The sequence below is a fragment of the Micromonospora sp. CNZ299 genome, assembly GCF_002754415.1.
This window is the reverse complement of record NZ_PEFG01000001.1, coordinates 1988790-2001362: the sequence shown is the minus strand read 5'-3', so window position 1 is coordinate 2001362 and position 12573 is coordinate 1988790. Positions and strand designations below refer to the sequence as shown.

At 69.9% G+C, this 12573-nt stretch carries 8 protein-coding genes and 1 pseudogene; 6 read left to right on the top strand and 3 right to left on the bottom strand.

The features are described from left to right. Nucleotides 1–23: 23 nt before the first annotated feature. On the bottom strand, nt 24–1520 hold the full coding sequence (locus CLT68_RS09600) for an alpha/beta hydrolase (protein WP_199177013.1): 1497 nt from the start codon (nt 1518–1520) through the stop codon (nt 24–26). Nucleotides 1521–1781: 261 nt separating this feature from the next. Between CLT68_RS09600 and CLT68_RS09595 the strand changes: the two genes are divergently transcribed. The 4 genes and pseudogenes from CLT68_RS09595 to CLT68_RS09580 all read left to right on the top strand — a co-directional run. Next, nucleotides 1782–3404 (top strand): alpha/beta hydrolase, encoded by a 1623-nt coding sequence (locus CLT68_RS09595; protein WP_099850245.1) that lies wholly within the window; start codon nt 1782–1784, stop codon nt 3402–3404. 301 nt (nt 3405–3705) lie between these two features. After that, a complete protein-coding gene (locus tag CLT68_RS09590; protein WP_099850243.1) occupies nt 3706–4884 on the top strand; it encodes a GDSL-type esterase/lipase family protein in 1179 nt (392 codons plus the stop codon). 278 nt (nt 4885–5162) lie between these two features. Beyond that, nucleotides 5163–6068: a class A beta-lactamase gene (gene bla, locus CLT68_RS09585; RefSeq protein ID WP_099850241.1), complete on the top strand. Its 906-nt coding sequence runs from the start codon at nt 5163–5165 to the stop codon at nt 6066–6068. A gap of 146 nt (nt 6069–6214) precedes the next feature. After that, nucleotides 6215–8365: pseudogene (locus CLT68_RS09580) on the top strand (transglycosylase domain-containing protein); the annotation flags it as partial. A gap of 19 nt (nt 8366–8384) precedes the next feature. Here the strand turns inward: CLT68_RS09580 and CLT68_RS09575 are convergent. Both CLT68_RS09575 and CLT68_RS09570 read right to left on the bottom strand, forming a co-directional pair. After that, nucleotides 8385–9305 (bottom strand): serine hydrolase, encoded by a 921-nt coding sequence (locus CLT68_RS09575; protein ID WP_099850237.1) that lies wholly within the window; start codon nt 9303–9305, stop codon nt 8385–8387. Then, on the bottom strand, nt 9302–10234 hold the full coding sequence (locus CLT68_RS09570; protein ID WP_099850235.1) for a LysR family transcriptional regulator: 933 nt from the start codon (nt 10232–10234) through the stop codon (nt 9302–9304). Before CLT68_RS09570 ends, CLT68_RS09575 begins: the two co-directional genes overlap by 4 nt. A gap of 388 nt (nt 10235–10622) precedes the next feature. Between CLT68_RS09570 and CLT68_RS09565 the strand changes: the two genes are divergently transcribed. Together CLT68_RS09565 and CLT68_RS09560 are read left to right on the top strand one after the other, a co-directional pair. Beyond that, nucleotides 10623–11804, top strand: coding sequence for a phthiocerol/phthiodiolone dimycocerosyl transferase family protein (locus CLT68_RS09565; RefSeq protein ID WP_099850234.1), 1182 nt, complete (start codon nt 10623–10625; stop codon nt 11802–11804). A 359-nt stretch (nt 11805–12163) separates the two neighbouring features. Beyond that, on the top strand, nt 12164–12556 hold the full coding sequence (locus CLT68_RS09560; RefSeq protein ID WP_247672413.1) for a pyridoxamine 5'-phosphate oxidase family protein: 393 nt from the start codon (nt 12164–12166) through the stop codon (nt 12554–12556). Nucleotides 12557–12573 lie beyond the last annotated feature (17 nt).

Here is a 12573-nt window from a genome sequence, read left to right as displayed (position 1 = left end):
GTGCCCCTGGGGCACAGTCAACGTCAGCCGCGCCGGCAGGTCCGGTCGCCGGCCGGCATCTTGCCGTCGACCAGGTACGACGTGGTGAGGTTCAACGCGCAGGCGTTACCGCCGAGGACGTAGACGCCGTGTCCGCTCTCGTTGACGGTGACCAGACGGGACCGCTTCTCGAACTTCTCCCGCAGCAACTTGCCACCCGCGAGCGGCGTGACCGGGTCGTGCCGGTTCTGCAGGATCAGCACGTTGCGCGGCCCCTTGTCGTTCACTGCGACGGGCGGCTCGGTCGGCTCCTGCTTCCAGAAGGCGCACGGGGTGATGTTGGCGCTGGCCGCGCCGAACAGCGGGAACCGCTTGCGGTCCTGCGCGACGGCCCGCCGGTAGGTGTCCACGTCCTCGGGCCACTCGACGTCGTTGCAGGTGACGGCGAGGAACACGGTGAGGGCGTTGTCCTGCGGGTTGGGTGCGGTCGCTGCCTTCGCCCGCGGCGCCTCGCCTGGGTTCAGGTAGGTCTGCCAGATCTGCGCGAGGCTCGGGTACTGGATCTCGTTGTAGAGAAAGCCGAAGGTGATCTGCCGGAAGAGTGGACCGGTGAGCCCGTCGGGGGTGGGCATCTTGTCGAGCCGTTCGGCGATGGCGAGGTAGGTCCGGCGCACCTGCTGCGGGGTGCGGCCCAACCCGTAGGACTCGTGCCGCGCCGCCGCCCACTCGGCGAAGTCGGGGAACGTCTCCTCCATGCCGAGCGCGAACCGGCGCAGTCCGGCCTGGTCGAGGTGGGTGTCGCCGACGATGCTGTCCAGCACGACCCGGTCCGTGGTTGCCGGGAACATCGAGGTGTAGGCGGCACCCAGTGCGGAGCCGTAGGACGCCCCGTAGTAGTTGCCCTTCTTCTCGCCGAGCGCGGCGCGAATTCGGTCCAGGTCACGGGCCATGTTCGCGGTGCTCAGGTGGCGCAACCGCCCCTCGGTGTCGTTGGCCGCGCACCGCTCGGCGACGTCCTTGGCGATCTCCGCCTGCCGGGTAACGGCCGCGTCGTCGGGCGCGTACGGCGGGATGTTGGCCCAGTAGGCGTCGTCGGCGGTGAAACCACAGCTCACCGGCGTCGAGTGCCCGACGCCCCGGGTGTCCATGCCGATCAGGTCGTAGGCGTCCGTGACGCCGGTCGGCATCCCCTTCGAGACCAGGAACCCCGGCTGGTCCAGCCCAGTGCCACCCGGCCCGCCCGGGTTGAGCATCAGCACGCCGCGTCGCTTCTCCGGCTTCGTGCTGGCGATCCGCGACACCATGATCTCGATCTGGGTGCCGCCCGGGTCGTCGTAGTCCAACGGAACCGGCACCTTCGCGCACTGCACCGGCAGTTGCACCGTCGGCGGCACCACCACGTCGTCCGGGCACGCCGCCCAGGTCAGCCCTGCCGCAGGCTTCCCCGCTGCAGATTCCCCGGCCGTCGCCGGGATCACCGCGACCAGGGCGCCGACCAGTCCCAGCGTCCCCACCAGGGCCATTCCAGTTCTTCGCAACATTCTCGCCTCCTGTCCGACCCGCACTAAGCGGGCTCGGACCCATACGAACCTGTGCCCTCGGGGCACAGTCAAATGGGGCGGGCAGGTCTTCTGTGGAAGATCCGGAGTTGCCGTTTTGTCGACAGACGTCCCGGGCGAGATCGCAGAGCATTTCCGGAATTCAGCGACAAAATCACACCCCCATGGAGTTGAGTGTGCCGCTACGGCCGGGTGTCTCGTGGAACGTGCACTTTGTTGCACGAATCGATTTCGGAGGCTCCCATGGTCTTGTTCGGACCCAGCCGGCCCGTGGACCGGTCCTGTCCACCTGCTACTCGGCACAACACCCGCCGCGTCGGTGCTGCTGCCGCGGCGACGGCGGTGCTCGCGTTGGTGGCGGCCTGCACCAGCACCCCGACCTCGGCGGAGTCCGAGCCGCAGCCATCCCCAGCCGGGCTGGAGGCCTACTACGGGCAGAAGCTGTCGTTCGGCTCGTGCGCGGATTACACCGTCACCCCGGCGCAGAAGAAGCTCTACGTCGAGCCCTTCGAGTGCGCCCGGCTGAAGGTGCCGCTGGACTACCAGGACCCGAAGGGCAGGACCATTCAGGTCGCGGTGCTCCGGCTCGCCGCGCAGGGGGAACCCGGGCAGCGCATCGGATCACTGGTGCTCAACCCGGGTGGCCCGGGCGGCTCGGGCATGACTCAGGCGACGAGCTTCAGTGCCGCGCATGCGAAGAGCCCGCTGCTGCAACGGTTCGATGTGGTGGGGTTCGATCCGCGCGGGGTCGGGTCGTCAACGCCCGCGATCGACTGTTTCACCGACGCCGAACGCGATCGTGGCGAGGACCAGACCACACTGCTGGCCTCCTCGGGGCAGTGGAGCGAGGAGGACACCCGGCGCCTGGCGGAGCGCTGCGCGAAGGGCTCGGGCGGGACGGAGATTCTGTCCGCGGTCGGCACCCGCAACGCCGCCCGGGACCTGGACGTCCTGCGCTCAGCCCTCGGTGACGAGAAGTTGACCTTCGCGGGGCAGAGCTACGGCACCCGACTCGGCGCCGTCTACGCCGAGATGTTCGGCAAGAACGTGCGGGCGCTGGCGCTGGACGGGGTGACGGACCCCACCCTGAAGAACCCGCAGCGGCGGATCACCCAGCAGGCCGGCTTCCAGCAGAACTTCGAGAAGCTGGCGGCCTCCTGCGCCGCCAGCTTGGACTGCCCGTTGGGTACGGACCCGGCCCAGGCCACGGCGGTCTTCCAGAAGCTGGTCCAGCCACTGATCGACAAGCCCGTCGCAGCAGGCAAGGGGCGCACGCTGAACTTCACCCAGGCCGTCGGCGGCATCACCGCCGGCCTCTACCAACCCGAGGTCTGGCCCGTGCTCATCAAGGGCCTCACCGAGCTCAAGCAGGGTGACGGAACGCAGATCCTGAAGGTGGGCGACCTGTTCGGCGGCCGGGAGGCCTCCGGCGCGTGGACCAACTTCCTCGAGGCCAACCTCGCCATCAACTGCAATGACGAGGTACGCCGCACCCCTGAGGAGGAAGCCCGACTGCGCGCCGACATCAACAGGACCAGCCCGTACGTGGCAAGCGGCGAGAAGGTGGACGGAGTCACCCGGGATGCGTGCGAAGCTTGGCCCGGCGAGCCCAGCCTCGGCATTCCCTACGCCCAGGACGTCAAGGGCCTGCCCGACACCCTGATCATCTCCGTCACCGGCGACCCGGCCACCCCCTACGCGGCCGGCAAGGTCCTGGCCGACGAGATCGACGGCACCGTGCTCACCGTCGAGGGTGCACGGCACACCGTCGCGCAGGATGGGGTCAACCCTTGCGTCAACGCCGCCTTCGCCACCTACCTCATCGATCTGAAGGTCCCCGCGGATGACCAGCGCTGTCGACTCTGACAGCACTTCCGGTCATCGACCTGGAGTCGGCGGGCGTGGCCGGCCTCGGTGACTTACCGGATCCGGTGCACCCGCTCCTAGCCCGAGACCGACGCGACGCGCCGACCCCAGAAGGATGCGCCGGACCGGCGACAGGGCCCGCCGGCTACGGCGTGAAAGTTGCCGTAGGTGAGGTTCAGCCGTTCGACGTTATGACAGATGTGGGTGGAGATGCGCCCATGACAGCGCGGGCGCGCCGAGAACACGACTGGCTGTAGCGACCCGACAGCCGTTCCAGAACGCCGATTGATGGATTGAGGGCATGACCTCCACCTGGATCACCACGCCGATCAGCACCGACCTCCTGCGCGGTGCGCTCGACGTGCAGCGCACCGCGCGGGGAGTGCTGCCGCACCGACTGCCCGCCTGGGCCCGCGCCCAGTACACCGACGGCCAGCTCACCATGGTCGAGGCCCAGCCCGCCGGCGTGCGGCTGGCCTTCCGCACCCGCGCGACAGCGGTCGAGCTGGACACGCTGCCCACCCGACACACCTACACCGGCCTGCCGTCGCGCCCCGACGGCGTCTATGACCTGCTGGTCGACGGCCGCTTGGCCGACCAGGCCAGCGTCACCGGCGGCGACACGGTGACCATCGACATGGCCAGCGGGACTGCCGAGCCCCGATCCGGTTCGCCCGGCACCATCCGCTTCACCGGACTGTCCGACCGGGTGAAGGACCTCGAGATCTGGCTGCCGCACAACGAGACCACCGAACTCGTCGCCCTGCGCACCGACGCTCCCGTCGCACCCGTACCCGACCGTGGGCGGCTGGTCTGGCTGCACCACGGCAGTTCCATCAGTCAGGGCTCCAACGCCACCAACCCCACCGCCACCTGGCCGGCCGTCGCCGCGTCCCTGGGCGGCGTCGACCTGGTCAACCTCGGCTTCGGTGGCAGCGCGCTGCTCGACCAGTTCACCGCCCGCATCGTGCGGGACACGCCGGCAGACCTGATCAGCGTGAAGGTCGGGATCAACCTGGTCAACACCGACGTGATGCGGTTGCGCGCCTTCACCCCGGCCGTGCACGGCTTCCTCGACACCATCCGGGACGGCCATCCCCACACGCCGTTGCTGGTTGTCTCCCCGATCTACTGCCCCATCCACGAGGACACCCCCGGCCCCGGCACGTTCGACCTCGCCGCCCTCGCCACCGGGCAGGTGCGCTTCCGGGCCACCGGCGACCCGGCCGAGCGGGCGAGCGGGAAACTCACCCTCCGCCTCATCCGCGAGGAACTGGCGCGGATCACCGCTCAACGGGCGGCCGACGACCCGAACCTGCACCACCTCGACGGCCTCGACCTCTACGGCGCGGCCGACTTCGGCGAGCTGCCGCTGCCCGATCAGCTGCACCCGGACACCGCCACCCACCGGCGCATCGCCGAACGCTTCGCGAAGCGGGTGTTCAGCGCCGATGGCCCCTTCGCGGGACCTAGCTCCTGACCGACCCGGGGCTACCAGTGGGGGCGGTCAGCACCGGCCGGCCGCCCCCACCTCGATCGCTCCGGAGTTCCGCCGTTGCCGCTGCTCGGGGAACTTGGCCTCGGACGACGTCCCGGATCGCCGGCCTGATCTGGCCCGGCCCTGACCACAGGCGATGCCAGATCAGCATGAATACCGCCAGTTCCGTCTTCGACCGCATCCAGGTTCCCTGTCACTGTCGAGTTCTGCCCGACCGGCGCCGCCCGCGCCGGACCGGACGACACCGACAAGGAGCGACCATGGTGCTTGCAACACGCCGTCTGGTAGCCGCAGTGGCAGTGATGTCACTGGCGGCCTGCGGCCCCGCCGAGGCCGCCGAGCAGCCGAAGCAGGACCGTGCGGCAACGGTGAACCCGTCCACCGCCGCTGACTGGGACCACGAGTTCCGGCGACTGGAGGAGAGGTTCGACGCGCGGCTGGGGGTGTACGCGATCGACACCGGCACTGGCCAGACCGTGCAGTACCGGGCCGACGAGCGGTTCGCGTACGCCTCGACGTTCAAGGCGTTGGCCGCCGCCGAGATCCTCGACGAGACCACGGACGCCGAGCTGGACCGGGTGGTGCGCTACTCGGCCGACGACCTGGTGACCTACTCGCCGATCACGGAGCAGCACGTGGCCGAGGGCATGACAATGCGGGCCATCGCGGACGCGGCCGTGCGGTACAGCGACAACACCGCCGCCAACCTGATGTTGCGCCACCTCGGCGGACCGCAGAAGTTCGAGAAGGAGCTTCGCAAGATCGGCGACAAGGTCACCGATCCGGCGCGTTACGAAACCGAGCTCAACGAGGGCAGGCCGGGTGACCGGCGGGACACCAGCACCCCGCAGGCCATGGCCGGGTCCCTGCGGGCGTACACCGTCGGTGACGCCCTCGAACCCTCGGACCGCGACACCCTCAACGGTTGGCTGCGGGGGAACACCACCGGCGGTGCGCTGATCCGCGCCGGCGTTCCCGACGGTTGGGTCGTCGGGGACAAGACCGGGTCCGGCGGGTACGGCACCCGTAACGACATCGCGGTGATCTGGCCGCCGAACCGTGCGCCGATCGTCCTCGCGGTGCTGTCCAGCCGCGACGAGAAGGACGCCGACTATGACGACGCACTCATTGCCGAGGCGACGAAGGTGGTGATGGCCAGCTGGTGACCGGTTGACCGGCACCCAGTCGTGGCCGAGCGCCCGTACGGACGTGTCGAAACCCGCAGGGCGGCAGCGATGGAGAACCGACCGGGGTTTGAAACGCCGGTTGGTGGGCCGCTGCCGCCCTGCACCCTATGGATCGAGGAACCCAGATGTGGAAACGCGACCACAATGTCTTCACCAACGCCGCATCGCTGCTGGTCTGTGGCCTTCTGGGCGGAGCGGTGGTCGCCGCGGCGGCCTTCCCCGCGGCTGCGATGTCCGGACTGGCCGCGAAGGCCGGCTCCGAGACGTTCGGCGCTCTCCCCAGCGAGCTGACGGTGGCCCGCGCGCCCCAGATCAGCTACCTGCTCGCCTCGGACGGCAAGACCCCGCTGGCGACGATGTACGACGAGAACCGGCGGGACGTGGAGCTCGCCGACGTCGCCCCGGTCATGCAGCAGGCCATCATCGCCGCAGAGGATCACGACTTCTACCGGCACAACGGGGTCGATCTCAGCGGCATCGCCCGCGCATTCGTCAACAACCAGTCCGGCGCCAACTCCCCGCAGGGCGCCTCGACGCTGACGATGCAGTACGTCCGGCTGGCCATCGCCTACTCGGCCACCCACCCGGCGGACGTGGTCGCCGCGACCGAGGACACCAGCGGCCGAAAGCTGCGCGAGGTGCGCTACGCGCTGCAGATCGACAAGGAGTTCTCCAAGGACGAGATCCTGGAGCGCTACCTCAACATCGCGGCCTTCGGCAACGGCGCGTACGGGATCTTCGCCGCCAGCCAGGTCTACTTCGGCAAGCCGCCCAGCAAGCTCAAGCTGGAGGAGGCAGCGCTGCTGGCCGGCATGGTCAAGGCGCCGACCACCAACGACCCGACCACCCGCAGCGGCAGGGGCCTCGCCTTCGACCGGCGCAGCTACGTCCTACAGAGCATGGTCACCATCGGGGCGATCAACCAGCAGCAGGCCGACGCGGCCAAGGCCGCCAAGATGGTCGTGAAGGACAGGCGCCCTGCGAACGGTTGCGTCTCCGCCGGTGAGAAGGGCTGGGGCTTCTTCTGCGACTACTTCTACCGCTGGTGGATGTCGCAGGAGGAGTTCGGCGCCACCGCCTACGACCGGGAGCGGCGGCTCAAGGGCGGCGGTTACCGGGTCGTCACGACCCTCGACGCCCAGGCGCAGCGCGGTGCCGACCGAGCGGTCCGCAAGGCCAAGGGCGAGACTGCGGAGGAGGCCGCCATGGTCGCCGTGGTGGAACCCGGCACCGGCCGCGTCCGGGCACTGGCCGTGAACCGCACCTTCGCGCTCGATGACCCTAGGGACCCGGTCAACGGGCCCCACAGCGACCCGGAGCAGCGATCACAGGGAAGGCCGGGCAGCTATCCCCGCACCGTCAACCCGTTGCTCACCGGCGGGGACGGCATCACCGGTTACCAGGCCGGCTCGACCTTCAAGATATTCACCGTGGTCGCCGCCCTGGAGAAGGGCATCCCGCTCAGCCACACCATCGACGCGCCACAACGGTTCCGGTCGGAGTACGTCATCGACCGCGCCAGCCCCACCGCGTGCCCGGGAACCAATCTCTACTGCCCCACGAACTCCGACAAGTTGGCCGGTGGCGTGTTGAACATGTGGAGCGCGTTCGCCCGGTCGACCAACACCTACTTCGTGCCGCTGCAACAGCAGATCGGCGCGGAGAACGTGGTCGACGTGGCCAAGCGGCTCGGCATCCGGTTCCGGGTCGACCGGGAGGACCGGTGGGCCGACCACCGGGAGGCCGCCCACGACTGGGGCGCGTTCACCCTGGGCGTCTCCGCCACGACCCCGCTGGAGCTGGCCAACGCGTACGCGACCCTGGCAGCGGACGGCACGTACTGTGTGCCGACTCCCGTGCAGGAGATCCGCGGCCCGGACGGCGGGACCTTGGACATCGCGCAGCCCCACTGCGAGAAGCGGGTGAGCACCGACGTGGCCCGCGCCGCCGTCGACGTCGCCCGCTGCCCCGTCGGCGACGACTCCGCCACCAGCCGGTGCGGCGGCAGCCGCACAGCCACGCAGGTGAAGGCCGCCGTAGACGCTCCGGTCGCCGGCAAGACCGGCACCACCGACGCGGAGAACTACGCCTCAATGGTCGCGATGACCAAGCAGTACGCCGTGGCCGGCATCCTGACCGACCCGGATTGGCCGCAGACCACCGTGAAGATGCGGCACCAGCAGCGCGACGGCATCAACCCGCCGGTCTACGAGAGCCTGGCGGCGGCGATGCGGGGCAAGCCACGCATTGATTTTGCACCGGCACCGACGGAACTGACCCGTTGAGCCACGCCGGCTAACCCCACCAGGGCAGGGTGCCCGTCCGCAGGTAGTCATGCAGGCTCCGGGCGACCTGGGCCATCGTTGCCTCGCTGCCGGGTTGGGCGGCGGCGGGCACCCGGGAGGCGGTGAGTGCGGCCACTGCGTACGACTGCCCGTCGGCGTGGTCCACCACTCCCACCTCGTGGCGCAGGTGCAGCAGGGTACCGGTCTTCGACGACCAGCGGGACGCGTCGGAGGTGAAGTCGGGGGCGAGCCGCTGCCGGTGCAGGTTGTCGGCCATCAAGACGCGTATCCGCTCGGCGGTGGTCGCCAGGATCGTCGAGGGTCGCCAGAGGGCGTGCAGCAGGTCGACGAAGGCCCGGGCCGACCCGGAATTGGCGCGGGTGACGTCGAGTTGGGCGACGGGGTGGCCCTGTCCGGGTGTCGCCGAGCCGATGGCGAGGGAGTGGGCCAGGTGCACGTCGTCGGGGCCGAGACGTTCCGCCGGCGTGTCGGCAAGCTCGCCGACCCGGTGCCGCACTGCGATGCCGTCGACGCGCAGTCGCTGCAGCTCGGCGGCGACCGCGGCCGGCGGGGTGAGGTCGAACAGGGCGTCGGAGGCTACCCCGTCGCTGACGGCGATGCTCAGGTAGAGCAGATCGTCCACGGCGATCCGCGCCGGATGGCGGAAGCGGCTCAGCCCGGTCGGGCCCGGTGTGGTGATCCGACCGGGCAGGACGTCTACCGGCGCCGCCGGGTCGAGTTCCCCGCGCGCGACCCGTTCCAGCACGGCGACCGCCAGCGGCACCTTCACCAGCGACGCCGCCGGGTACGGGGTCTCCGTGTCGAAGCCGATCTCCGCGCCGGTGTCGAGGTTGCGGACGAGGAAGGCGCCGTGCAGCCCCGCGTCGTCGAGCAGGTCCCGGGCATTGCGTACGACCGCGGTGGCGCTCACGTTGGATCTCCGGTCGAAGAATTGCCGGGTGGGGAACCCTCGGTCGGCCTCGAGTGGCCGTCGGAAGTGCCCAAGCATCGTGCGATGTCCGCGTACAGGACGGTGCTGAGCTGATCGAGATCCTCGCGTACGCCAGCGACCATGTCGTAACCTCGCAGGAGCCGTGGACCGCTGATGGGTCGCCAGTGCAGGTCGAATTCCTCGGCCTGTTGACGGGAGCAGAGCAGCAGGTCGGGGGAGCCGAGGGCCGCTGCGGCGGCGTCGACCAGGGACGGCGCGACAGTCACCTGGGCCGGTGCCAGGCCGGCCGACTGGCCGGCCCGGGCCAGTGGGTCCCGCAGGTGCGCGACGTCGTCCTCGGGTTGGATCAGGATCCGCCGGCGTGCCTGCGTGCGGGCCCGGCCACTGCGCAGCGTCTCCAGGAACACCGTCGGCGCCGGAAACGGGGTTCGGGCGGCCAGCCCGAGAGGCACCCGCCAGGACGCCGCCGCATCCGGAACCGCCACGATCCCGGCACCGACCTCCAGGGTCTGACAGAGCCGGGCACGCTCCCCGGGACCAGCCGGCCGTACCTCCAGGTGGATCCGCTGCCGTCGCGCCGCGACCACCAGATCAGCGAGGCGGCGCGGCGGGCAGATCTCAGGTACGGCGACTCGCAGCGGACGTAACCGGGCCCGCGCGGCGTCGTCGACCATGGCGTCGGTGAGGTCGACCAGGCGCCGAGCCGCCGGCAGCATGTCCTGCCCAAACGACGTCAACCGGACCGCCCGGGACGACCGGTCGAACAGCCGGGCTCCGAAGTGTTCCTCCAGGGCGGCGATGCGGCGACTGGCGACGGACTGGGGGATGCCCGCGGCGGCGGCGCCGGAGGTGAAACTGCCGTGGCCGCTGACCGCGACAAAGGCACGGCAGGCGGCGACCACATCCACCCACCGAACCTATACCGGGGCGCATGGACGAACCGGCGCGGCACCTGTCCAGCATCAGTCCGGGACGGCCTGAGACGAGCGCAATGCCCACGCGACGCGGGGCGGTGACGTGGCGAAATCGAGGCGTGGCCGCCTGGACCGAACACCGGGCCGCCGGCCTCCGAGACGGGGATCACGTGGACGCGGGCTTGAGTATGCCGTTACGGCCGGGTGTCTCATCCAAGGCGCAACTTGTAGGACGAATCGATTCCGGGGAGTTCCCGTGGCTTTGTCGGACGCCGCCACGCGTGACCGTACCGGGGCCGAGCACTCTGAGCACTGAAGCGGCCCAACCGATCGACATATCGACGCAGAGGACACCATGCCCCACTCACAAGCACATCCGGTCGTGCGCCCGCTGGGGGCGTTCGAGCACATCATCGACCTCTACATCAGCCGCAACCCCGTACAGTTCTCACTCGTCATCGAACTCGTCTCGGTCGTCTCGGCGCAGCAGCTGGAACGCGCGCTCGCGCACCTGCAGCAGACGCACCCGCTGCTCGCCGTCGCCATCGACCGCAGCGGCGATCGGCCGGCCTTCCACGAGTCGACCAAACTCATCCCGGTCCGACAGGTCCACGGGGACGACTGGCGCGAAGCGGCGGCGCAGGAGCAGACGCGTCCCGTCGATGCCGACGGGAGTCCGCTGGCGCGCGCGACGCTCGTAAGCGACGAATCCGGTGATCGGGGAACGGCCGTCCTCCTGACGTTCTCCCACCAGATCACCGACGGACGCGGCGCGCTCCGCGCGGCACACGACCTCCTCGCGATCCTCGACGGGCAGACGCTTACGGCCCGACCGGCACCCATCGACCAGGAGAGCCTGCTCGCTGGCCTGCCCCAGGCGGAACGGCCGGCCGATCAAACCCCGGTTCCTTCGCCGGAGCCGGCCGTCGCCACGATACGTCCGTTCGACGCCACCGCACCCAATATCGAGATCGCCGAACTCGACCAGGCGGCGACCGAACACCTTCGCTCCACCGCTCGTGCCCACGGGTCGACCGTCCAGGGTGCGCTCTGCGCCGCCGCCGCCCAGGCACTCTCCGCGCTCACCGGGGGCGAGAGCATCCGCATCAACGTTCCCATCGACCTCCGCTCTGCGCTGGGTCTCGAGGACGACGTCGTGAACCGCTTCACGGCGACGACCGTGGTGCTGCATGCACCTGCACAGAGCACGCTCTGGTCGCTTGCGCAGCACGCGACGGTGCAACTGCGAGCAGCACGGGACGGCGCCCGCGACGCGGCGCTGATGCTGGCTTCGCTCAAACCCACCGACGCCGCAGAGGCAGAGGCGGCGATGCTCGCGGCCACCACCGCCGACCTGGAGATCACCAACCTGGGGACGTCCGAGCCCGGCACGTCGTCCGCGGTCGCGATCTGGGGACCGACGATGACGACGCAGGTCCGCGACGAACGGATTCTCGGCGTCGTCACGCACGCCGGGTCACTCCGAATGGTATTGACGACGCACAGCGATACGAGGGGCCTTCCCGCTGACATTGCCAGCCGCCTCACGCGACTGCGAGGTTGAGCATCCGATGAGCAGGTCCCGGCCACAGGCGTAACGGGCGCGCGCCGACTGGGCCGATGGGTGCGGCCGAGTGCGGAGCCCTGGCGTACGGCGTGCGATACCAGTCCGGGCAGCTCTGAACCGACGGTGGCGCGTCGTCCTGGGCCCGGCTCTCTGCGACGGGGTCGTTACGCCAATGTGTTGGCGCGTCGGAGCTCAGACCGCTCGGCTCGATGCTGCCGGTCGTGACGGCGCCATGCGGAGCGTGTCGGTCTGGAAGTCGAGTCGCAGGGCGTGGGTCGAGTCGGACAGTGGCGAGCTGGGTGCAGGTGGAAACGGCGGATCGGTCTCTCGCGGACCGGGTGAAACAACGTTTCGCGATGGGGACGAACAAGACGATCGCCACGCTGCGCAAGGATGGCGGGCCCCGCATCAGCGCGTGTGAGGTCGAGTTCCGCGACGGCGAGGTGAAGCTGGGCATGATGCCCGGGTCGATGAAGCTGCTCGACCTGCTGCGTGATGCCCGGATCGCCATCCACTGCCCCACCATCGAGCCGACCGAGGAGCAGTCGGACGGCTGGCCCGGCGACGCCAAGCTGGCCGGTGTAGCTGTCGAGGTACCGGAGCCGGCCGACAACACCGTGGAGGGTGCCCGGTTCTTCCGCGTCGACGTGCGTGAGGTGGTGCTGACCTACGTCGCCGAGACCCGTGACCACCTCATTGTCGAGTCCTGGCAGGAGGGCCGCGGGGTCCAACGTCGGCCGCGTTACTGAGGCTCCGCCTGGCCGAT

What these genes read in the sequence shown, in the direction of transcription:
- CLT68_RS09600 (WP_199177013.1), bottom strand. Translation starts at nt 1,520, where the DNA reads ATGTTGCGAAGAACTGGAATGGCCCTGGTGGGGACGCTGGGACTGGTC.
- CLT68_RS09595 (WP_099850245.1), top strand. Translation starts at nt 1,782, where the DNA reads ATGGTCTTGTTCGGACCCAGCCGGCCCGTGGACCGGTCCTGTCCACCT.
- CLT68_RS09590 (WP_099850243.1), top strand. Translation starts at nt 3,706, where the DNA reads ATGACCTCCACCTGGATCACCACGCCGATCAGCACCGACCTCCTGCGC.
- bla (WP_099850241.1), top strand. Translation starts at nt 5,163, where the DNA reads ATGGTGCTTGCAACACGCCGTCTGGTAGCCGCAGTGGCAGTGATGTCA.
- CLT68_RS09560 (WP_247672413.1), top strand. Translation starts at nt 12,164, where the DNA reads ATGGGGACGAACAAGACGATCGCCACGCTGCGCAAGGATGGCGGGCCC.